Annotated in this window: 23 protein-coding genes and 1 riboswitch; of the genes, 7 read left to right on the top strand and 16 right to left on the bottom strand. The window is 66.8% G+C overall.

Annotated elements, in window-relative coordinates:
* Positions 1 to 70 precede the first annotated feature (70 nt).
* Complete coding sequence (locus tag FZ983_RS00570) at positions 71 to 286, top strand: hypothetical protein (RefSeq protein WP_014247592.1); 216 nt, start codon at positions 71 to 73, stop codon at positions 284 to 286.
* Positions 287 to 451: 165 nt separating this feature from the next.
* Here FZ983_RS00570 and gcvPB read toward each other — a convergent pair whose 3' ends face one another.
* The 5 genes from gcvPB to FZ983_RS00595 form a co-directional block, all read right to left on the bottom strand.
* Positions 452 to 2,023: an aminomethyl-transferring glycine dehydrogenase subunit GcvPB gene (gcvPB, locus tag FZ983_RS00575; RefSeq protein ID WP_149221712.1), complete on the bottom strand. Its 1,572-nt coding sequence runs from the start codon at positions 2,021 to 2,023 to the stop codon at positions 452 to 454.
* Positions 2,020 to 3,363, bottom strand: coding sequence for an aminomethyl-transferring glycine dehydrogenase subunit GcvPA (gene gcvPA / locus FZ983_RS00580; RefSeq protein ID WP_149221713.1), 1,344 nt, complete (start codon positions 3,361 to 3,363; stop codon positions 2,020 to 2,022). Before gcvPA ends, gcvPB begins: the two co-directional genes overlap by 4 nt.
* Position 3,364: 1 nt before the next feature.
* A complete protein-coding gene (gcvH, locus tag FZ983_RS00585; RefSeq protein WP_149221714.1) occupies positions 3,365 to 3,739 on the bottom strand; it encodes a glycine cleavage system protein GcvH in 375 nt (124 codons plus the stop codon).
* Positions 3,740 to 3,791: 52 nt separating this feature from the next.
* Positions 3,792 to 4,904: a glycine cleavage system aminomethyltransferase GcvT gene (gene gcvT, locus FZ983_RS00590; protein ID WP_149221715.1), complete on the bottom strand. Its 1,113-nt coding sequence runs from the start codon at positions 4,902 to 4,904 to the stop codon at positions 3,792 to 3,794.
* A 169-nt stretch (positions 4,905 to 5,073) separates the two neighbouring features.
* Positions 5,074 to 5,189: riboswitch (glycine riboswitch) on the bottom strand.
* Positions 5,190 to 5,379: 190 nt separating this feature from the next.
* Positions 5,380 to 5,916 carry a lipoprotein gene (locus FZ983_RS00595; protein ID WP_149221716.1) on the bottom strand — a complete coding sequence of 179 codons (537 nt, stop codon included), beginning with the start codon at positions 5,914 to 5,916 and terminating at the stop codon, positions 5,380 to 5,382.
* Between the two features lie 213 nt (positions 5,917 to 6,129).
* Here FZ983_RS00595 and ispH point away from each other — a divergent pair, with 213 nt between their 5' ends.
* Positions 6,130 to 7,107 carry a 4-hydroxy-3-methylbut-2-enyl diphosphate reductase gene (gene ispH, locus FZ983_RS00600; protein WP_149221717.1) on the top strand — a complete coding sequence of 326 codons (978 nt, stop codon included), beginning with the start codon at positions 6,130 to 6,132 and terminating at the stop codon, positions 7,105 to 7,107.
* A gap of 86 nt (positions 7,108 to 7,193) precedes the next feature.
* Here ispH and FZ983_RS00605 read toward each other — a convergent pair whose 3' ends face one another.
* From FZ983_RS00605 to dapA, 3 genes are read right to left on the bottom strand one after another with little or no spacing between them, the layout of a single operon-like run.
* Positions 7,194 to 8,216, bottom strand: coding sequence for a methyltransferase (locus FZ983_RS00605; protein WP_149221718.1), 1,023 nt, complete (start codon positions 8,214 to 8,216; stop codon positions 7,194 to 7,196).
* A gap of 4 nt (positions 8,217 to 8,220) precedes the next feature.
* Positions 8,221 to 8,694, bottom strand: a complete 474-nt coding sequence (gene smpB / locus FZ983_RS00610; RefSeq protein WP_109074785.1) for an SsrA-binding protein SmpB — start codon at positions 8,692 to 8,694, stop codon at positions 8,221 to 8,223.
* A gap of 30 nt (positions 8,695 to 8,724) precedes the next feature.
* Positions 8,725 to 9,600, bottom strand: a complete 876-nt coding sequence (gene dapA, locus FZ983_RS00615; protein WP_149221719.1) for a 4-hydroxy-tetrahydrodipicolinate synthase — start codon at positions 9,598 to 9,600, stop codon at positions 8,725 to 8,727.
* Between the two features lie 36 nt (positions 9,601 to 9,636).
* Here dapA and FZ983_RS00620 point away from each other — a divergent pair, with 36 nt between their 5' ends.
* Positions 9,637 to 11,622, top strand: coding sequence for a lytic transglycosylase domain-containing protein (locus FZ983_RS00620; protein ID WP_149221720.1), 1,986 nt, complete (start codon positions 9,637 to 9,639; stop codon positions 11,620 to 11,622).
* Between the two features lie 210 nt (positions 11,623 to 11,832).
* Here the strand turns inward: FZ983_RS00620 and recA are convergent, their stop codons facing one another.
* The 8 genes from recA to flgB form a co-directional block, all read right to left on the bottom strand.
* The gene (gene recA, locus FZ983_RS00625; protein WP_149221721.1) at positions 11,833 to 12,912 is read right to left on the bottom strand and encodes a recombinase RecA; all 1,080 of its coding nucleotides are present in this window, start codon (positions 12,910 to 12,912) and stop codon (positions 11,833 to 11,835) included.
* Positions 12,913 to 13,076: 164 nt separating this feature from the next.
* Positions 13,077 to 15,629 (bottom strand): ATP-binding protein, encoded by a 2,553-nt coding sequence (locus FZ983_RS00630; RefSeq protein ID WP_149221722.1) that lies wholly within the window; start codon positions 15,627 to 15,629, stop codon positions 13,077 to 13,079.
* 94 nt (positions 15,630 to 15,723) lie between these two features.
* The gene (gene flhB / locus FZ983_RS00635) at positions 15,724 to 16,800 is read right to left on the bottom strand and encodes a flagellar biosynthesis protein FlhB (protein ID WP_149221723.1); all 1,077 of its coding nucleotides are present in this window, start codon (positions 16,798 to 16,800) and stop codon (positions 15,724 to 15,726) included.
* 13 nt (positions 16,801 to 16,813) lie between these two features.
* On the bottom strand, positions 16,814 to 17,584 hold the full coding sequence (gene fliR / locus FZ983_RS00640) for a flagellar biosynthetic protein FliR (RefSeq protein WP_149221724.1): 771 nt from the start codon (positions 17,582 to 17,584) through the stop codon (positions 16,814 to 16,816).
* Positions 17,581 to 17,940 (bottom strand): flagellar biosynthetic protein FliQ, encoded by a 360-nt coding sequence (locus FZ983_RS00645; RefSeq protein ID WP_014247800.1) that lies wholly within the window; start codon positions 17,938 to 17,940, stop codon positions 17,581 to 17,583. Before FZ983_RS00645 ends, fliR begins: the two co-directional genes overlap by 4 nt.
* A 57-nt stretch (positions 17,941 to 17,997) precedes the next feature.
* On the bottom strand, positions 17,998 to 18,297 hold the full coding sequence (fliE, locus tag FZ983_RS00650) for a flagellar hook-basal body complex protein FliE (protein WP_149221725.1): 300 nt from the start codon (positions 18,295 to 18,297) through the stop codon (positions 17,998 to 18,000).
* A 49-nt stretch (positions 18,298 to 18,346) separates the two neighbouring features.
* Positions 18,347 to 18,757 carry a flagellar basal body rod protein FlgC gene (gene flgC / locus FZ983_RS00655; RefSeq protein ID WP_149221726.1) on the bottom strand — a complete coding sequence of 137 codons (411 nt, stop codon included), beginning with the start codon at positions 18,755 to 18,757 and terminating at the stop codon, positions 18,347 to 18,349.
* Between the two features lie 54 nt (positions 18,758 to 18,811).
* Complete coding sequence (gene flgB, locus FZ983_RS00660) at positions 18,812 to 19,216, bottom strand: flagellar basal body rod protein FlgB (RefSeq protein WP_149221727.1); 405 nt, start codon at positions 19,214 to 19,216, stop codon at positions 18,812 to 18,814.
* Between the two features lie 299 nt (positions 19,217 to 19,515).
* Here flgB and FZ983_RS00665 point away from each other — a divergent pair, with 299 nt between their 5' ends.
* From FZ983_RS00665 to fliP, 4 genes are read left to right on the top strand one after another with little or no spacing between them, the layout of a single operon-like run.
* On the top strand, positions 19,516 to 19,845 hold the full coding sequence (locus FZ983_RS00665; RefSeq protein WP_188092217.1) for an EscU/YscU/HrcU family type III secretion system export apparatus switch protein: 330 nt from the start codon (positions 19,516 to 19,518) through the stop codon (positions 19,843 to 19,845).
* Complete coding sequence (locus FZ983_RS00670; RefSeq protein WP_149221729.1) at positions 19,842 to 20,243, top strand: hypothetical protein; 402 nt, start codon at positions 19,842 to 19,844, stop codon at positions 20,241 to 20,243. Before FZ983_RS00665 ends, FZ983_RS00670 begins: the two co-directional genes overlap by 4 nt.
* A gap of 22 nt (positions 20,244 to 20,265) precedes the next feature.
* Positions 20,266 to 20,643, top strand: a complete 378-nt coding sequence (locus FZ983_RS00675; protein ID WP_149221730.1) for a flagellar biosynthetic protein FliO — start codon at positions 20,266 to 20,268, stop codon at positions 20,641 to 20,643.
* Complete coding sequence (gene fliP, locus FZ983_RS00680; protein ID WP_149221731.1) at positions 20,640 to 21,425, top strand: flagellar type III secretion system pore protein FliP; 786 nt, start codon at positions 20,640 to 20,642, stop codon at positions 21,423 to 21,425. Before FZ983_RS00675 ends, fliP begins: the two co-directional genes overlap by 4 nt.
* Positions 21,426 to 21,510 lie beyond the last annotated feature (85 nt).

The following is a 21,510-nucleotide window of genomic DNA, read 5'->3' on the forward strand; positions in this document are numbered from 1 at the left end:
GGAACTTGGCCGGATGGGACCTGTTGGACAACGACCCGTTCAGACACAGCCCAGCTCAGGAGAAATTCCCATGGCAACCCGCCACGAAGACAGCCCGGAACACAAGAAGGCCCACGATCTGGCCGAACAGGCCCTGGACAAGGCCGCCGACGGCGACGCCCGCAAGGCGCGCGACCTGATCGAGGAAGCCAAGAGCATCGATCCGAAGATCGGCGAGGAAATGTCCCGCGAGGCCGCCGAGGATCAGAAGAAGGCCGACAAGTACGTAGACAAGACCGACAAATGAGCTGTGAGGTTTCCCTCTCCCGCACCGGGAGAGGGAGGGACCCGCGCCGAAGGCGTGGGAAGGGTGAGGGGTGATCCAAGGTTCCGGCACTTGGTTCCTTGAATCACCCCTCACCCTTCCCGCTTCGCGGACCCCGCCCCTCTCCCCAGGGGGAAGAGGGAGTTTTTACTCCGCCGCCAGAGCCTCCGCCACGACCGGCGGGGTCCAGCGCAGGACCGGCTTGCGGGCCGCAGCGGTCTCGTCCAGGCGACGGCGCGGCGTCAGGCGCGGAGCGGCCTGGAAGTAGGTCACATCGCCCGACTTCGCCCGCTCGGCCAGCGCGCGCAGAGCCTCGACGAACTGGTCGAGGCTGGCCTTGCTTTCCGTCTCGGTCGGCTCGATCAGCAGGGCACCGTGGACGACCAGCGGGAAATACATGGTCATCGGGTGGAAGCCCTCGTCGATCAGGGCCTTCGCCATGTCGAGCGTGGTGACCCCCGTCCCCTTCAGGAAGCGGTCGTCGAACAGGCACTCGTGCATGCACGGCCCTTCGAAGGAGGCCGTCATCACGTCCTCCAGCCGCGCCATGACGTAGTTGGCGTTCAGCACCGCGTCACCCGATGCCTGCCACAGTCCATCGGCACCGTGGCTGAGCATGTAGGACAGGGCGCGGACGAACATGCCCATCTGGCCGTGGAAGGCCTTCATGCGGCCGAAGGCCGGGCCCTCGCCGGCATTCTCGACCAGCGCGAAGCCGTCCTTGCCATGCGTCACGTAAGGCACCGGGATGTAGGGTGCCAGCGACTCCGCGAACACCACCGGCCCCGACCCCGGACCGCCGCCGCCATGCGGGGTGGAGAAGGTCTTGTGCAGGTTGATGTGCATGACGTCGATGCCGAGATCGGCCGGACGCACCCGCCCGACGATGGCGTTGAAGTTGGCGCCGTCGCAGTAGAAATAGCCGCCCGCCTCGTGCACCGCGTCGGCGATAGCTATGATGTCGCGCTCGAACAGGCCGCAGGTGTTGGGGTTGGTCAGCATCAGGCCGGCCACGTCGGGACCGAGCTTGGCCTTCAGCGCCTCCAGGTCGACGCGGCCGTCGGCGGTCGCCGGGATGGCGTCGACGCTGTAGCCGCAGGCGGCGGCGGTCGCCGGATTGGTGCCGTGGGCGCTTTCCGGCACCAGGATCTTGGTGCGGCCGCTGTCGCCCTTGGCCTCATGCGCGGCGCGGATCGCCATGATGCCGCACATCTCGCCATGGGCACCGGCGGCGGGCGCCAGCGTCACCGCGGCCATGCCGGTCAGCGTCTTCAGCCAATGGGCCAGCTGGTCCATCAGTTCCAGCGCACCCTGCACCGTGCTGACCGGCTGCAGCGGATGCACGTCGGAGAAGCCGGGGAGCCGCGCCATCTTTTCGTTCAGGCGCGGGTTGTGCTTCATCGTGCAGGAGCCCAGCGGATAGAACCCGCTGTCGATGGCGTAGTTCTTCTGCGACAACCGGGTGTAGTGGCGGACCACCTGCGGCTCGGCGAGGCCGGGCAGCCCCACCTTGGCGCGCGGCTTCACCGCACCCAGGCGCGAGGCCACCTTCGGCACGTCGGGCAGGTCGACACCGGTGCGGCCGGCGCTGTCCTGTTCGAAGATCAGCGGCTCTTCGATCTGCAGGCCGCGGTTGCCGGTGACGGTGCCGGTCACGCCGTCGAAAGCGCCCGAGTTCGCAGGGATGGCCGACGGACGGCCCTGGTTGTTCATGCTCATGCCAGAACCTCGGTCAAGGCAGCCGCGAAGGCGTCCATGTCGGCGTCGGTGTTGGTCTCGGTGACGGCGACCAGCAGCAGGTCTTCCATCGCGCCAGGATAGAGGCGCGATACCGGCACGCCGCCGAGGATGCGGCGCTTGGCCAGTTCCTCGACCACCGCTGCGGCCGGCTTCGGCAGCTTCACGGTGAATTCGTTGAAGAAGCCGTCATTCAGCACCTGTACACCCGGCACCGCCGCCAGCTTGTCGGCCATCTGGACCGCTTTGGTGTGGTTCAGCTGGGCCAGCTGCGTGATCCCCGCCTCGCCCAACAGGCTGACATGGATCGAGAAGGCCAGCGCGCATAGGCCGGAGTTGGTGCAGATGTTCGAGGTCGCCTTCTCGCGGCGGATGTGCTGCTCGCGGGTGGAGAGCGTCAGCACGAAGCCGCGGCGGCCGTCGGCGTCCACCGTCTCGCCGCACAGGCGGCCCGGCATCTGGCGGACATACTTGTCCTTCACCGCGAACAGCCCGACATAGGGGCCGCCGAAGTTCAGCGCGTTGCCGAAGGACTGGCCTTCCGCCGCGACGATGTCGGCGCCCATGTCGCCGGGCGGCGTCAACAGGCCGAGCGACAGCGCCTCCGTCACCACGACGATCAGCAGGGCGCCCTTGGCCTGACAGGCGGCGGCCAGATCGGTGTAGTCGCGGACATGGCCGAACACGTCGGGGTTCTGCACGACGACGCAGGACGTCTTGTCGTCGACCAGCGCCAGCAGATCCTCGCCGCCGGTCGGGGCGGCCGGCAGGGCCACCGCCTCGAACCCGATGAAGCGGGCATCGGTGGTGGTCACGTCGCGGTAATGCGGGTGCAGGCCGCCGGACAGGATCGCCTTCTTCCGCCGGGTGATGCGGTTGGCCATCATCACCGCTTCGGCACAGGAGGTGGCGCCGTCATACATGGAGGCGTTGGCCACATCCATGCCGGTCAGCAGGGCGACCTGGGTCTGGAATTCGAACAGGACCTGCAGCGTGCCCTGGCTCACCTCCGGCTGGTACGGGGTATAGGCGGTCAGGAACTCGCCGCGCTGGACCAGATGGTCGACGGTGGCGGGCACATGGTGGCGGTAGGCGCCGGCGCCGAGGAAGCTGGGCACGCTCCCCGCCGGCACATTCTTGGCCGCCATGGAACCCAGCAGCCGTTCGACCTCAAGCTCGCCCATATGGTTGGGCAAGCCCCCGATCGGGCCGGCCAGACGGGCCGACTTTGGAACGTCGCGGAACAGGTCTTCGACCGATGTTGCGCGGATGGCCTCCAGCATCGACTGCCGGTCGGCCTCGGTCAGGGGCAGATAGCGCATGTTAGTGGGATTCCTCCACGAAGGCCTTGTAGGCCGCTTCGTCCATCAGGGCATCCAGTTCGGAGGCGTCCTTCAACTGGATCTTGAAGAACCAGCCGTCGGTCTCGGCGGCGCTGTTGACCATCGACGGGTCGTCCACCAGGGCCTGGTTGGCCTCGATGACGGTGCCCGACACCGGGGCATAGACGTCGCTGGCGGCTTTCACCGATTCGACGACGGCGGCTTCCTTGCCCTGCTCCAGCTCGCGGCCGGCTTCGGGCAGTTCGACGAACACCACGTCGCCCAGCTGGCTCTGCGCAAAGTCGGAGACGCCGACGGTGGCGATGTCGCCCTCGACGAGAACCCACTCGTGGTCCTTGGTGAATTTCTTGGTCATCTGAAGGAGCCCCTGTTCAATACGGTTGCTTGTGGTTGGTAATGCCGAGGCATCAGCCCCGGTAATAGCGTTGCGGCACGAAGGGCGTGGCGGCGACGCGGGCGGGCAGCGGCTTGCCGCGCACAACCAGCGTCAGCGGCGTGCCCACCGCGGAGTTCGCAATGTCGACATAGCCCATTGCCACCGGCGCCCCGGCGGTCGGGCCGAAGCCGCCGCTGGTGATCTCGCCGATAAGGGTGCCGTTGGCGTCCCGGATTTCCGTGTGCTCGCGGGCCGGCTGGCGGCCTTCCGGCTGAATGCCGACGCGGCGGCGGGTGGCGCCTTCGGTCAGCTGCCGGTGGATGATGTCATAGCCGGGGAAACCGCCTTCGGCGCGGCGGCGCTTCGGCAGCGTCCATTCCAGCGCGCCTTCCACCGGCGTCGTGGTGGTGTCGATGTCGTGGCCGTACAGGCAGAGCCCGGCTTCCAGCCGCAGCGAGTCTCGGGCGCCCAGCCCGATCGCCTCGACCTCCGATTCGGCCAGCAGCGCACGGGCGATCATCTCCGCATCGGCCTTGTCGCAGGAGATCTCGTAGCCGTCCTCGCCGGTGTAGCCGGAGCGGGTCAGGATCACCGGCACGCCCTTGAAGGTGGCGGACAGGTAGCTCATGAACTTCATGGTGGCGGCTTCCGGCACGAAGCGGGCCATCACCTCGGCGGCCATCGGACCCTGGAGCGCCATCAGCGCCAGATCGTCCAGCAGTTCGACCTCCGCCTTGCCGGCCAGCTTCTCGCGCAGATGTGCGACGTCCTGCTCCTTGCAGGCGGCGTTCACCACCAGGAACAGGTGGTCGCCGGCATTGGTCACCATCAGGTCGTCGAGGATGCCGCCCTGCTCGTTCAGGAACAGCGTGTAGCGCATGCGGCCCTGCGCCAGTCCCTTGATGTCGCCGGGGACCAGCGTTTCCAGGGCGGCGGCCGGGTCGGCCCCGGTCAGGCGGACCTGCCCCATGTGGGACACGTCGAACAGCCCTGCCTTCTCGCGGGTGTGCTGGTGCTCCTTCAGGATGCCCAGCGGATACTGCACCGGCATGTCATAGCCGGCGAAAGGCACCATGCGGGCGCCAAGCTCGACATGGAGCGCGTGCAGCGGGGTGGTCTTGAGAGCGGTTGCGGCCTCGGTCACGCGGGTCCTCCGACAAGGTTTCAGCGCCCGCACCGGGATCGGTGCAGGAAGCTGCCCCCTCTGTCTTGGACCTGAGAGATTCACCGCCGTCCGGTCGAGCCGGACACCCGGTTTACTCCTTCGGTGAGTCGCGGCGGGTGAGCGCCGAGGCTGCTTTCCAGAGTTGCCTTATCCCCTTGCGGTCCTTTTGCCTGAGAGTTTCCGGGGGCGGTTGCTCCTTCGGCGCCGCCTGCGAGGCTACCCGTTCCCGGATGTCTCGAAAGCGATCTCTCCCGCGAGGGATCATCGGCGTGATGGCGGCACACTGTCGCGAATAGACAGGTTTGTCAATCGACGGATCCGGCGAGATTGCCGGGCTTTTGCGGACCGTCATCCCCGCGAAGGCGGGGATCCAGACTTTCGGACCAAGCACTTGATACGAATGGATTCCCGTCTTCGCGGGATGACGGCCGACGACGCATGCTAACGATCCGCCTTACTTCTTCATCTGCGTCCGGTTGAACTCCAACTGCTCCGGCGTCAGCTGGAAGCCGAGATAGATCTTCCAGTCCTTGGCGTTGGCGTCCTTGGGCAGCGGGATCCGCGGGGCCAGTTCCTCCCTGGTGCCGGCGCGCGGCTGGCCGGTGACGAAGGTCACGTCGGTGTCGAAATAGGCCTTCGACACCAACGTGTCGTCAGGCTGGGCCAGCGCCACGAAATACTGGTACTTGGCGGTGTTGCCCGGCAAGGCCGGGCCGCGCTCGGCAACCAGGAAGACGTTCACGTTCACCGTGACGCCGCTGCTGGTGTATTCGCAGTTGCCGGTGTAATCGACCAGGGCGGCGCGCGACTCCAGATCGGTCAGATCCTTGCCGCCGGGGCGGAAGACCGTCACCTCCTGCAGGTCACGGACGATGTTGACCTTCGGGCAGGCCAGCGCCGCGTCCGCCGGGTCGTTCGGTCCCAGGCCGGAACAGCCGGACAGCACCGCAACGGCCCCGGCGGCGAGCAGCGCAGGGCGGCTCTTACGCATCAGGGACGCCAGCAGGCTTTTCCGGGCGGGGGTTCCTATATTACGGTCGCGGCGGTCCATCGGTTCGGCCTGATCGGTTAACGGGCTGTTGGACCGCGACTTTAGTGTCCCAGCTTGACCGGCACAAGACCGCGCGGGGGTTCTATCCCTTGCGACGGTTCGGCACAGGGCCACCTTAGGGCACGTATTCTACGCAAGGGCGGAACAGCGCATATGACCACCACCAATTCCCCGGCCCTCCAGCCCTTGACGATCCTGCTGGCGGCTCCGCGCGGCTTTTGCGCCGGCGTCGACCGGGCGATCCAGATCGTCGAGACGGCGTTGGACCGCTTCGGGGCGCCGGTCTATGTCCGGCACGAGATCGTCCACAACCGATTTGTGGTCGAGAGCCTGGAAGCCAAGGGCGCCGTCTTCGTCGACGAACTGACCGAGGTGCCGGATGGCCGCCCGGTGGTGTTCTCCGCCCATGGCGTGCCGAAATCGGTGCCGCAGGCGGCGGAGGCGCGCGGCCTGTTCTATCTCGACGCCACCTGCCCGCTGGTCAGCAAGGTCCACCGCGAGGCTGAACGCCATTTCGAGGACGGCCGTCAGATCGTCCTGATCGGCCATGCCGGGCATCCGGAGGTGATCGGCACCATGGGTCAGCTGCCGGACGGAGCCGTCGTGCTGGTGGAGAGCGTGGCCGATGTTGCCACGCTGGAAGTCCGGGATCCGGAAAACCTCGCCTACGCCACCCAGACCACGCTGTCGGTCGACGAGACGACGGAGATCCTGGCCGCGCTCCAGGCCCGCTTCCCCGCCATCGCCGGTCCGAAGAAAGAGGACATCTGCTACGCCACCACCAACCGTCAGGCGGCGGTGAAGGCCATCGCGCCGAAGGTGGATGCGCTGCTGGTTCTCGGTGCGCCGAACTCGTCGAATTCCAAGCGTCTGGTGGAGGTGGCGAAGATCCACGGCTGCCCGGCCGCCCAGCTGGTCCAGCGCGCCGCCGAGATCGATTGGAGCGCACTGGCCGGCGTCGCCCGGCTCGGCATCACCGCCGGCGCGTCCGCCCCGGAAGTGCTGGTGGAGGAGGTCATCGAAGCCGCCCGCGCGCGATTCGACGTAACGGTGGAGGAACTGCGCACCGCGACCGAGAACATCGTCTTCAAACTGCCGCGCGCGTTATCGGTGGAGCGGGAGACGGCTTGAGGCTTGCGGGGTTAGCCCCCCACCTTGATCCTCCCCCGCCGGGCGGGGGAGGATTAGGGAGGAGGCATTCGCCGGCCGATGCCCTTCTACTTCGGCGTCCCCGCCCACACCTGGAACTGCGTGGTCTCCAGCAGCATGTCGCTGTGACCGAAGGCCGCCTTGAACAGCTTGCCGACGCCGGCCGTCCGCTGGGTCACCGCCACCAGGGTGCCGCGCAGCTTCAGATACTGCTTGGTCCCCGCCACCAGCGCGTCGAGCATGCCGAAGTCCTCGTCCTTGCCGCGGTGGAGCGGCGGATTGGACAGGATCAGGCCGAAGCGTTCGCGGGTGCCGAGCCCCGTCAGCCCGTCGCTCAGCACCAGTTCGGCATCCGGCACATTCTGGCGGGCGGCGTGCAGCGCCACCGCGTCGATGTCCAGCAGGGTCAGCGGCGCCTCCGGCTGACGTTCCCGCACCGCCCGCGCGATCACCCCGGCACCGCAGCCGAAATCCAGCACCCGTGTTCCGGCGGCCACCTCCGGCAGCACCTTCAGCAGGCATTCGGTGCCGGCGTCCAGATGGCCGTGGGCGAACAGGCCGGGGTAGGACACCAATTCCAGCGTCCGGTCCGGCAGTGTCAGGGTGACGGTCTGCCGCCAATCCTCCAGCGCCCCCTTGGCCGGAACATCGGTGCGGTGCGTCAGCAGCAGCCGGGCGCGCCGCTTGATGATCAACGTCTCCGCGTCTCCGGCCAGCCCGTCGAGATGCTTCGGCGCGCTGGTCACGCCTTCGTCGTTGCCGCCGGCGATCCACAGCGGAGCACCGGGGGCAAGGCGAGAGGCCAGCGCATGCAACGCCATTTCGAACCCGGCCCAGCCGCGCGGCAGGCGCAGCACGGCGCCGTCGAACGGTCCCTCCGCCGGCCAGGGCGTGGCGGCCTGCCCGCCGACAGCGAGCCGGTTCCAAACCACCACCTCCGCCCCGCCGTCGCGCAGAGCCTCGGCGATGGCGCCGTCGCTGTCGAAAGCGACGAGAATCCGGCCTTGCGGCCGGATGTCGGACAGGGCTTCGGCGGCCACGGCGGCGACGGTCTGGTCGCGGTCCGTGGCCCGGTTGTCTAAACGTGCCACCTAATCAGCCCTTGTCGCGCATCAGCCGCGCCTTGTCGCGCTGCCAACTGCGTTCCTTCTCGTTCTGGCGCTTGTCGTGCTTCTTCTTGCCGGTGGCGAGACCGATCTCGACCTTGGCGATGCCGCGGTCGTTGAAGTAGACGGACATCGGCACCAGCGTGACGCCCTTCTGCTTGATGCCGGCCGCGAGCTTGTCCAGCTCGCGGCGGCGGACCAGCAGCTTTCGCGGACGCTTCGGCTCGTGCTGATCGACGCGGCCGGCCTGGAGATACTCGGGGATGTACGCGTTGAACAGGTACAGCTCCCCGCCCTTCAGGCCGGCATAGGCCTCGTTCACACTGGCGCGACCGCCCCGCAATGACTTCACCTCCGACCCGGTCAGCATGATGCCGGCCTCGAGGACGTCGTCGATGAAGAAGTCGAACCGCGCGCGGCGGTTCTGCGCCGCAAATTTTTTCGCTTCCTCGCGCGTCGCCAAGTCTCTCTCCTCTACGGCCCGTTCCGTCGCTTAGGACAACAGGCCGGCTTTGGTCATGGCTCCACGCACGGCGGCACGGGCGGTGTCGGACGCCGGAACCAGCGGCAGGCGCACCTCGTCGCTGCCGAGGCCCAACAGGCTGGCGGCGAACTTCACCGGGGCCGGGCTGGTCTCGACGAACATCGAGTCGTGCAGCGGCGACAGCACGTCGCGCAGGCGGAATGCTTCCCGAAGGTCGCCCTTGGCCCAGGCGGTCTGCATGGCGGAGCACAGCGCCGGCGCCACGTTGGCAGTGACGGAGATGCAGCCCACGCCGCCCTGCGCGTTGAAGGCCAGCGCCGTGGCGTCCTCGCCCGACAGCTGGATGAAGTCGGGGCCGACCTCCTGCAGCAGGCGGGACGGGCGGGACAGATCGGCGGTCGCGTCCTTCACGCCGACGATGTTGGGCAGCTTTGCAAGCCGCGCCATCGTCGCCACAGACATATCCACGACACTGCGGCCGGGAATGTTGTAAATGAAGATCGGCAAATCCGCCGCGTCATGGATCGCCTTGAAATGCTGGTAGAGACCCTCTTGAGACGGCTTGTTGTAGTAGGGCGTGACCACGAGCGCTGCCTGCGCGCCGGCCTGCTTGGCATGTCGGGTCAGCGCGATCGCCTCGTCGGTCGAGTTGGAACCGGTGCCGGCCATCACCGGCACCTTGCCGCCGGCCGCCTCGATGCAAAGCTCCACGACGCGGTTGTGTTCCTCGTGGGACAGGGTCGGCGACTCGCCGGTGGTGCCGCAGGGCACCAAACCGTGCGTGCCCTGGGCGACCTGCCACTCCACGAAGGACTGGAAGGCCTTCTCGTCCACTTTCCCGCCCTTGAACGGAGTCAGAAGGGCGACGATGGAACCGTGGAACATGGCTGCCTCCTCAGTCGGCTTAGCTGGAAAAAAGAGTTGCGCACATTATCCCTCCCCGCCGCCCTCGGCAAGAGCGCCCGGACCGCTGTTTTCGCGGGTCTCCTCACCCTTATCGCCGCGGTTCCCGGCGCCCTGCCCGCCGCGGCGCTGAGCGCCCAGGACATCGCCGTCTATCGCGAGGCTTTCAAGCTGGCGGACAACGACCGGCTGGCCGAAGCGCTCGCCACGGCGTCCCGCGCGCAGGACCCGTTACCGGCGAAGGTTTTGCGCTGGATGGCGCTCGCCAACCCCGGCGGCGGCAGCTTCGCCGACATCACGGCCTTCATCCGCGACAATCCGGACTGGCCCAACATGGCGGCTCTGCGCCGTCAGGCCGAACTGGCGATGCCGGACATCCCGCCGGCCGAGGTGGTGGAGTGGTTCCGCCAGTCGCCGCCGCAGACCAACGACGGCTTCGTCCGCTACGCCGATGCGCTGATCGCCACCGGAAGCGTGGAGCGCGCGACCGGCCTGATCCGCAAGCAGTGGGCCGACGCCACCTTCACCCCGGACGAGGAGGCGACCTTCCTCGCCCACTACACCCCCTATCTGCGTACGCTGGATCACAAGGCGCGCATCGACCGGCTGCTCTGGGCCAGACAGGACGCACCGGTGCGCCGGATGCTGCCCTTTTTCGACGAGGCCTATGACACGCTGATCGAGGCGCGCATCGCCCTGGACGGCGACAGTCCGGGCGCCGACGCGGCGCTGTCCCGAGTCGCCCCCGCCCTGCGCGACGATCCCGGCCTGATGTTCGACCGCGCCCGCTATCTGCGCCGCAAGGGCGACGATGCCGGCGCGCTGGAGATCATGACCCGGGCCGGCACCGATCTGGGCCGTCCGCAGGGCTGGTGGTCGGAACGCCATCTGCTGACCCGCCGGGCCATGGAGCGCGGCGACTTCAACCTCGCTTACCGTCTGGTCAGTACCCACGGCATGAGCGAGGGCAGCGCCTTCGCCGACGCGGAGTTCCTGTCGGGATTCCTGGCGCTGCGCTTCCTCGACAAGCCGTCGGAGGCATTCGCCCATTTCCACAAGCTCTACCGCTCCGTATCGGCCCCCATCAGCAAGGCGCGCGGCGCCTACTGGTGCGGTCGGGCGGCGGAGGCGCTGGGGCAGACGGAACCGGCCCGCGACTGGTACGCCAAGGCCGCCACCTACCCCACCACCTTCTACGGCCAACTGGCTTTCCGCCATGTCTCCAACGGTGCGGTGACCCTGCCGCCGCCGCCGTCGGTGTCCAGCGCCGATACCTCCGCCTTCAACCGGCGCGAGGTGGTGCGCCTCGCCCGCCTGCTGGCGGAGATCGGCGGCAGCACCGACGAGCGGCTGGGCAGCTTCGTCCGCCGCATCAGTCTGGATGCAAAGTCCCCGGCCGACTACGTGCTGGCCGCCCGGCTGGCGAGCGAGGTCGGCCGCCGCGATCTCGCCGTCGCCGCTGCCAAGGACGCCGCGCAGAATGAGGTATTCCTGGTCGAGGCCGGCTATCCGATGATCGACGCCCGGCCGGCGGCGCCGGAACTGGCGCTGGTCCACGGCATCATCCGGCAGGAGAGCACCTTCAACCCCACCATCGTGTCGTCGGCCGGCGCCCGCGGCCTGATGCAGCTGATGCCGTCCACGGCGCAGCTGGTGGCGGGCAAGCTCGGCCTGAAGCACACGCAAGCCCGGCTGACGTCGGATCCCGGCTACAACGTCATGTTGGGCTCGGCCTATCTGTCGGAGCTGATCGACCGCTTCAACGGCTCCTGGGTGCTGGCGATCGCCGGCTACAACGCGGGGCCGAACCGCGTGCGCCAGTGGCTGCAGACCTACGGCGATCCGCGGACCGAGGCGGTGGACGTGGTCGACTGGATCGAGCTGATCCCGATCTCGGAGACCCGCAACTACGTCCAGCGCGTGCTGGAAGCCGTCCAGGTCTACCGCGCCCGCCTGAGCGGCGACCTGGCGGAGCCGAATCTGGACAGGGATCTGCGGCGCTAGGGTGTCGCGGTGGCCCCCTCCCTCGCCCTCGGTGGGAGAGGGAGGAGCTTGCATGGCGGCGGTAGTCCCCTCTCTCTGGATCAGACCGACCTTCGGCCGGCCGAGAGCGGGAGAGGATTAAGGTGGGGCATCGAAGCCGACATCTCTTCAAAGCAAAAGGCCCCGCCTACCTTTCGGGAGGCGGGGCCTTTCATCCGATATCCGCTGTCGTCACTCCGGAGTGGAGGCTTCGCCGTCGGCTTCCGGGGTTCCCATCATGGCGTCGGCGACCAGACCGGCGTTGCCGCGGATCTTGGCCTCGATCGCATCGGCCATCTCGGGGTTGTTGCGCAGGTAGGTCTTGGCGTTCTCGCGGCCCTGGCCGATGCGGGTGCCGTCATAGCTGAACCATGCACCCGACTTGTCGACCACACCGGCCTGGATGCCCAGGTCGAGCAGCTCGCCGACCTTCGACACGCCCTCGCCGTACATGATGTCGAACTCGACCACGCGGAACGGCGGGGCCATCTTGTTCTTCACCACCTTGACGCGGGTCTGGTTGCCGACGACGGTGTCGCGGTCCTTGATCGAGCCGATGCGGCGGATGTCGAGACGCACGGAGGCGTAGAACTTCAGCGCGTTGCCCCCGGTCGTCGTCTCCGGGTTGCCGAACATCACGCCGATCTTCAGGCGGATCTGGTTGATGAAGATCACCAGGCAGTTCGACTTGGAGATCGAGCCGGTCAGCTTGCGCAGCGCCTGGCTCATCAGGCGGGCGTGCAGGCCGACATGGCTGTCGCCCATCTCGCCTTCCAACTCGGCGCGCGGCACCAGCGCGGCGACCGAGTCGACCACCAGCACGTCGATGGCGCCGGAGCGCACCAGCGTGTCGGCGATCTCCAGCGCCTGTTCGCCGGCATCCGGCTGGGAGATCAGCAGTTCGTCGATGTTGACGCCCAGCTTGCGGGCATAGGACGGGTCGAGCGCATGCTCCGCGTCGACGAAGGCGCAGGTGCCGCCGGCCTTCTGGGCCTGGGCGATGGCGTGCAACGCCAGCGTGGTCTTGCCCGAGCTTTCCGGCCCGTAAATCTCGATGATGCGGCCCTTCGGCAGGCCGCCGATACCCAGCGCGATGTCGAGACCCAGGGAGCCGGTGGAAATGACCTCCGTCTCGACCGAGTTCTCACGGGCGCCGAGCTTCATGATCGAGCCCTTGCCGAACGCACGTTCGATCTGGCTCAGGGCGGCATCGAGCGCCTTCTGCTTGTCCATGGAATCCTTCTCGACCAAACGAAGCTGTGCGGACGACATGCCCGGTACCCCTCTCTTAGAACACACGGTCGGCGCTCTTGCAACGAGGCTGAATGTACTCTCTTCGTTCTCATTTGCAAGGGCTGATGTTGCCTGTGCGTTCCTATTTTACGGGGGATTTCCGGGCCCGTTTTCGCGAACGAATTTGTATCTCCACCGGTCCCTCACCGCGCGTCGCGGATGACCTCCTTCACCTTGGAGGCCAGCTGCTTCAGCGAGAAGGGTTTGGGCAGGAAATGGGCGACTTCGACGCCGTCGATCTCGCCCAGACGGTCCTCGGCATAGCCGGAGATGAAGATCACCCGCATCTCCGGGCGCAGCTTGCGGACATGGCGGGCCAGCGTCGGACCGTCCATCTGGGGCATCACCACGTCGGTGATCAGCAGGTCGATGGACGCGCCGTTGGTCTCGATCTGCTGCAGCGCCGCCTCTCCGTTCTTCGCCTCCAGCACCTGATAGCCCTTGTTGCGCAACGCGCGGGCGGAGAAGACGCGCACCGCGTCCTCGTCCTCGACCAGCAGGATGGTGCCGGTGCCGGTCAGGTCGCTGCCGCGGCGCTCACGCGGCTCCGCCGTATCGACGGGGCGCAGTTCGCCCTGATGGTGCGGCAGCAGGATGGTGAAGGTCGTCCCCTCCCCCACCGCCGAATCGACCAGCACGAAGCCGCCGGTCTGCCGCACAATGCCATAGACGGTCGACAGGCCGAGCCCGGTGCCCGACCCGACCTCCTTGGTCGTGTAGAAGGGCTCGAAGATGCGCTGCAGATTCTCCCGCGCGATGCCGCAGCCGGTGTCGATCACGTCGATGGAGACGTAGCTGCCGGGCGGCACCGTCTCATGCTCCCGCCGTTCGGGCTGGGTGACGATGTAGTTGGTGGTGTTGATGGTCAGCTTGCCGCCGCCGGCCATGGCGTCGCGGGCATTGACCACCAGATTGATGATGACCTGCTCCAGCTGGTTCTGATCGACCTTGACCAGCCCCAGGTCGCGGCCGTGGATCATCTTCAATTCGATGTTCTCGCCGATCAGCCGGCGCAGCAGGTTCGCCAACTCCGCCAGCACATCGGTGACGTTGATGACGCGCGGCTGAAGGGTCTGCTGGCGCGAGAAGGCCAGAAGCTGCCGCACCAGGTTGGCGGCGCGGTTGGCGTTCTGCTTGATCTGCATGATGTCGCTGAAGGACTGGTCGCCCGGCTTGTGCCGCAGCAGCAGCAGGTCGCAGAAGCCGATCATCGCCGTCAGCAGGTTGTTGAAGTCGTGGGCGACGCCGCCGGCCAGCTGGCCGACCGCCTGCATCTTCTGCGACTGGGCGAACTGGGCCTCCAGGCTCTTGCGCTCGGTCATGTCGATGAAGTGCAGGATCAGGCCGACACCCAACCCATTCTTATCGGCCTGCCCGTTCTTCTCGGCCTCGCCGCGCCCATCCGTGCGCACCGGGTTGGCAAGGCGCCGGGCATAGAGCTGGGCCGTCAGTTCCCGGCCGCCGGACAGCCGGACCTCCAGCGGATGGGCCGGATCGGCGCCGCCCTGGACCGACTTCAGGCGGGCGGTCACCGCCTCGCGCTCCGCCGGGACGATCAGGTCGGCCATCGGGCGGTTGATGACGCTGCCGGCCTCGCTGCCGATCAGCGCCAGAAAGGCCTCGTTGCATTCCGTCAGTTGGCCGGTCTCGTCGACCAGCGCGATGCCGATCGGCGCATCCTCGAAGAAGCGCTGGAACCGCTGTTCGGACTGGCGCAGAGCCTCCTGCCATTCCCGTTCGGGCGACAGATCGCGCACCACCGACCGGGTGTGGATCGTCCCGTCGTCGGCATGCACAACGCTCTGTGCCACCGCCACCTGGAACCGGCGGCCGCGCAGCCCCACCATGGTCAGTTCGCCGCGCTGCTCGCCGCCGCCATGGTCGAACAGATCGTATGGTGCCGCGGACTGCGGCGGAGCGGCCAGGATACCGTGGAGGCATGCCTCCCCATCGGTTAGATCACCGGGAAAGGCCTCCAGCCATTGGGCCAGGGTTGCGTTGACGAACAGGAACTGGCCGTTCTGGTCGACGGAAAAGAAGCCGACCGGCGCATGTTCCATGAAATCGGCGAGCTTGGCCTGCTCGCGCAGCATCACATGCTCCAACTCGCGCCGCGCGGTGATGTCCTCGATCCGCCAATGGACGGAGCCGGCAAAACCGGGCACCGGCTGGCCCTGAACCTTGCGCCATTCCGGCGGATTGTGGTCCAGCGCCGGGATCGCCAGTTCGGCGGACGCCGCGGCTCCCGCCCGCACCCGTTCGCGCAGGCGGCGGAACTCGCGCGCGCTGTCGGGATCGTCGGAGAACTGGCGTGCCAGCGCATCCAGCGGCCGTTCACCGCGGCGCCAGCCGGCAAGCTCGCGGAAAGCGGCATTGACGAAGACCACATCGTCGGCACCGTCGCAGACCAGTTGGCCCGCGGGCATGCCTTCCAGCGCCCCGCCCAGCAGTGCGCCGATGCGCGCCGACCGCCGGACGACGGCGATGCTGCGGCCGATCAGCAGGGCGACGCCCGCTGCCGCCAGCACCGCTCCCGTCCATCCGATCTCTTCCCGGTCCAGCAGCAGGCCGGCGGCAAGGACCAGCAGCCCGGCCGGCGCCAGACAGTACTGGAGCAGCATCAAAGGCCCGCCGGACGGTGCCGCGCGGTTGACTGCGTTGCGTGCGGTGTCGGAAAGGGAAGTCGAATCGTCCACCAGATCTCCAGGCACCAGAACCCCAAGCCCCCAATGTCACAGCGCACGAAGGTCAGTCGTCCCACCCGGTGCCGTCAACCGTTCCAGGCGCGCATCAGTTGCGCAGCGACCGCCCTTTCAGCTTGAAGACATAGGTAATGACTTCGGCGACCGCCCGATAGTGCTCGGATGGAACTTCTTCGTCGATATCGCATGCGGCATAGAGCGCACGGGCGAGAGGCGGGTTTTCTATGACCGGGACGTTGTTCGATTCGGCGATCTCGCGAATCTTGAAGGCGACCTGATCCACACCCTTCGCCAGCACCAGCGGCGCGCCCATTTGGCTGGGATCGTATTTCAGGGCCACCGCGAAGTGGGTCGGGTTGGTGACCACCACATCGGCATTGGGCACGGCGGCCATCATGCGTTTGCGCGCGCGTTCGAAGCGAAGCTGGCGGATGCGGCCCTTGACCACGGGATCGCCCTCGGCCTGCTTGTGCTCGTCCTTCACCTCCTGCTTCGTCATCTTCATCTTCTTGTCGAACTGGGTCTTCTGCCACAGGAAGTCCCCGGCGGCGATGAAGGTCAGGACGACGAGGACCCAGATCAGCAGGCGGTGCGCCAGACTGTCGATCTGCAGCAGCATCGCGATCATGTCGATGCCGATATAGGTTTCCACAGCCCCAAACATCGGCTTCAGCGCCATGTAGGCGACGCCGCCGACCACCGCCAGCTTGGCGATGCTCTTCAACAGCTCCACCCCCTGGTTGGCCTTGAACAGGTTCATCAGACCGGGCAGCGGATTCAGCTTGGAGAATTTCGGTTCGATCAGCTTCCAGGAGACATTGAAGCCGATCTGCCCAAGGGTCGAGAGCACACCGGCCACGACGAACAGCAGGATCGGCAGCCACAGGGCCCACATGGCATCAGCCATCACTCGGAACAGCAGCGCACCGACCCCGGCGCGGTCGAAGGTGATCTGATCCAGGTTCTCGAAGTAGTAGTTCAGGCGGAAGACCATCCCCTTCATCGTGCCGGGCAGAATGGCGACCAGCACGACCAGCATCGCCGCAACCATCAACCAGTTCGCGGCCTCGCGGGTCATCGCGAACTGGCCCTGTTTGTGGGCCTCTTCCAGTTTCTTGGATGTCGGGTCCTCTGTTTTGGAGGATTCGTCCGCATCTTCCGACATCGGCGTCCTCCCTCTACAGCGGCTTCAGCAGCTCGATGAAGCTCGATTCGAACCGCGACAGCCAGAACAGCATCATGGCGCCCAGAGTCAGTGCGAACAGGAACAGTCCCAACAGCACCTGGACGGATGTGAAGATCTGGAACACCTGCACCTGCGGCGCCAGCTTGTTCAGCAGCCCGAGCGCCAGCGCGAACAGGATGCCGGTGATCAGGAAGGGGGCGGACATCTGAACCCCCAGCAGGAAGGTCTTCGACACCAGCTGCCCGATCACGTTCGCCATGTCGTCCACCGGAATCGCCGCTCCCGGCGTGAAGGTGACGTAGCTGTCGACCACTGCCATGATCAGCAGATGATGCAGGTCGGTCACGAACAGCAGGAGCAGTCCCAGCCAGCCCATCAGCGCGCCCGGCAGCGAGCCCGCAGTGGCCAGCGCCGGGTTGAAGATCTGGGCATTGGCCAAGCCGCTCTGCAGGCTGATGATGGTTCCGGCGACTTCCAGCGTTCCCATCAGCAGCCGCGCGATGGTGCCGAGGAAGATGCCGATTGTCATCTCGCCCGCCGCCAGCACCACAAGCTGAAAGGGACCGCCGGGCATTGGCGGCAGTTGCGGCCGGATCACCGGCGCCACCAGCACGCTGACCGCCAGCGCGAACAGCAGACGCGTGCGTGGGGTGATGAAGGCGTCGCCGATGGTCGGCATCACGCTGAAGGCGGTGCCGACCCGCAGGAAGACCAACATCCAGACGAAGATCTGCTCGCCCAGAAGCTGCTGAAGAACGTTCATCCGCCCGCCGCGGCCGCGGTCGGCGCCGGGGCCGGCGTTATGCCGGTGCCCGGCGTGAAGGGTGCGCCGCCATTGTCGTGGGCGCCGACGCCGATGGCGACGATGCGGTCGGCAACCTCATGCTCGAAGAACTCGGTCAGCTTGCCCAGCATGAAGGGCATCAGCAGGATGCTCAGCCCGAAAACAAGCATCACCTTCGGCACCATGGCCAGGGTCTGTTCGCTGATCTGCGTGACGGCCTGGAAGATCGAGATCACGGTGCCGAGAAGCATCATGATGACGAGAATCGGCCCGCACACGATCACCAGTGTGACAATCGAGGTGCGGCAAAGCTCGATGACTTCGGTCTCGCTCATGACGATGGTTGCTTCGGTGCAGGCTGCTTCGATGCGGTTGTGAAGGACGGCCAACCGTCACATCGGCATGCGCAGGATTTCCTGATAGGCGTTCAGAACCTTGTCGCGAACGGCGGTGACGGTCTGCAGCGTCACCTCGGCGTTGGTCACGGCCTGGACCACCTCGTTCAGGTCGGCCTTGCCGACGGAGGCGAGCGCCGACATGTCCTCGTTCTTCTTCAAGGTGCCGATGGTCTCCTTGGCCGCCTGTTCCAGCACATCGCCGAAGGAGGCGCCGTCGCGCGCGGCAAGGCCGGGCCCAGTCGTCTTGGCGGCGGTGGTGGCGTAGGCCGCAGCGGCGTTCAGCGGATTGATCATGGCGGCGGTTCCGGTCGGTCAGGGAGATGGAGCGATGGGACGGGAGAAATCAGGCGCGCAGAATGTCGATGGTGCGGGTCAGCATCTGGCGCGCGGTATCGATGGCCGACAGGTTCGCTTCGTAGCTGCGTTGGGCCTCGCGCATGTCCATCGCCTCGACCAGCGAATTGACGTTGGGCAGCAGGACGTAACCCTCGGCGTCGGCCGACGGGTGGGACGGGTCGTAGCGGCGCTGGAAGTCGCCCTTGTCGACGCCGACCTTGGCGACGCGGACCTTGTCCACGTCCATCGCCCGGTCCAGCTCGTTCTTGAAGATCACCGTCTTGCGGCGATAGGGCAGATCGCCCGGCGTTTCCGCCGTGGTGTTGGCGTTGGCCAGATTCTCCGCAATGACCTTCAGGCGCGTGCCCTGAGCCTTCAGGCCCGAGGCGGATACCGCCATCGACTTGTAGAGATCCATAGCAACAGCCTCCTCGAACGCCCGCAAACCCTAAACGACCGCAAACAAAGCCGGTCAGCCGCCGGAGCGGATCGCCGACTTGATCATCGTGACCTGCTTTTTGTACAGGTTGGTGATGGTCTGGTAATCCATCGCGTTCTGACCCATCCGCATCATCTGCTCTTCCAGGACGACGTTGTTGCCGTCCGGCGCCGTCTCGTACGGGTCGCGCACCTTCTGTTCCTTGGCGAGGCCGCCGGGACCGCGGGTGCCGGCCAGATGGGACGGATCGGTGGCCGCCGGGGTCAGCCGCCGGTTGTCGCTCAGCGCGTCACGGAAGCTGAAGGACTTCAGGTCGCGGCTCTTGTACTCGGGCGTGTTGGCGTTGGCGATGTTCTGCGAGATGACTTCCTGACGCTGGGTCAGCCAGTCCATCTTGCGTGACATCAGCTTGAAGATGCCGAGATTTCCGAGGTCCATGGCCCTGATCCCGTCCTTGATGCCTCCGGTCACGCCGACCGACGCAAAACGACCGACGCCAAACCTCCGGCAGAATAGCCATTGGAAGGCCGCACTCCCAATCGTCGCCGGTTTGCGTTAACGAAGAGTGAATCCCGGCAATCGCCAGTCGCACCGGCGGACCGCCTTTACAGTTCGTTAAGCCTACCGGTCCAGGATGCGGGCCAGGAAGGACCCCTTGAAAAGGCCGCCTTTTGTCCGCGCAGTCCCGCTCCCCCGCATCGAAGCCGGCCGGTACGCCACCGCGCCCGTCCGGGCCCATGCCTGCGCGGCGTCCGGTTGCCGTCGCGCTGAAATACGAACTGGGGACCCAGACCCTGCCGCGGATCGTCGCCACCGGCAAGGGAACGGTCGCGGAGCAGATCCTGGAGGTCGCCTTCGCCAACGGCGTCAAGGTGCGCGAGGATGCCGATCTGGTGGAGATCCTGTCGGCGATCGAGGTCGACAGCGACATTCCGGTGGAGGCCATCGCCGCCGTGGCCGAGGTCCTTGCCTACGTCTACCGCGCGAACGGCACCCTGCCGCCGGAACCGCAGCCGGAAGAACCTGCCAAGCCCATGGCCGCCACGCATATGGAGGACAAGCCGTGACCCGTCCGCCATCCCCTCCCCGCTCTCCTCAGGATGCCTTTTCCGTCGCAGAACTCACCCAACGGGCGGCAAGCCTCGGTGCCGCCCTGGAAGAGGCGCGGGCGGAGGCGGAAGCCGGCGTGCTGATCGACCTTGCCGGGCTGGAGGACCGCGTCGCCCGCCTCTGCGCCGAGGCGGAGGGGATGCCGCACAGCGAGGCGCGGGCCTTGCTCGGCCCGCTCGGCAACCTCGTCGCCGCCTTGGATCCACTGGCTGCCGCCCTGGCCGACCAGCAGGCCAAGCGTGAGCATTCCATCGCCGCCGCACTGGCGGGGCGCGACGATCCGCACACCGCCCGACAGCGCGCCGCCGCCGCCTATGGGCGTACCGGCCCCGGCCGCACAGACGAACTGCCCTGATTAGAGAAAGCCTGCCGCTCCCATGGATCTCGACCAGTATATCCGTTTCCTGATGGCGCTATTCTTCGTGGTGGCGCTGATCATGGTCGTCGCCTGGGTGATGCGCCGCGTCGGCATGGCCAGCGGCACCGTGCGCGGCCGCGCCCGCCAGCGCCGGCTGAGCGTGGTAGAGGCGCTGCCGATCGACGCCAAGCGACGGCTGGTTCTGATCCGCCGCGATGACCGCGAGCATCTGATCCTGCTGAGCGCCAACGGCGACCTGCTGATCGACAGCGCGCCGGCCGGCGGCTTCGACAGCGCGTTGGCCAAGTCGGCCGACACGGCACCCGCCGCTTCGCCCGCCGCCCCGCCCGCCGCCCCGCCCGCCGCCGCAGTCGCGGCGGGGAGCCAGCCGCAATGATAGCGGTCCTCCGTCGCCTCACGGGTCGCTGGAAGCCGCTCTCCGCCGGGCTGCTGCTGTCGCTTGCCATCGGCGTCTTCGTCGGCATCAGCGCCGGGCCGGCCCTGGCGCAGAGCCTGACCTTCGATCTGGGCGATGCCGGCGGCACCGCCACCGGCCGCATCGTCCAGATGGTTGCGCTGATCACGGTGCTGTCGCTGGCGCCTTCGATCCTGATCATGATGACGGCCTTCACCCGCATCGTCATCGTGCTGTCCTTCCTGCGCAACGCGCTGGGCGTGCAGCAGGTGCCGCCAACCACGGTGATGATGTCGCTGGCCCTGTTCCTGACCTTCTTCGTCATGGCCCCGGTGTTCGAGCGCAGCTACAACCAGGGCATCCAGCCGCTGATCAATCAGGAAATCGACGAGATGGAGGCGTTCCGCCGCACGGTGGCGCCGCTCCGCGAGTTCATGCTGAACCACACCAGCGAGAAGGATCTGCGGCTGTTCATGGACATGGCGCGCATCCAATCGGTGCCGGAGCCCTCCGACATGCCGCTGCACGTCCTGGTCCCAGCCTTCATGATCTCGGAGATCAAGCGCGGGTTCGAAATCGGCTTTCTGCTGTTCCTGCCCTTCCTGATCATCGACATGGTGGTGTCGTCGATCCTGATGTCGATGGGCATGATGATGCTGCCGCCGACCATGGTCGCCATCCCGTTCAAGATCATCTTCTTCGTGCTGGTCGACGGGTGGTACCTGATCGCCGGATCGCTGGCGCGCAGTTTCGGCACGCTCTGAGGAACGGATAGGGGCGGAAGACACACGCAGAGCGCGAACTGCCCTGCGCACTTCGTCGCATCCCCCGCGCCTGGGCTTCGCCGCG

It is taken from the genome of Azospirillum sp. B21, from assembly GCF_008364825.1.
Taxonomy (GTDB): Bacteria; Pseudomonadota; Alphaproteobacteria; order Azospirillales; family Azospirillaceae; genus Azospirillum.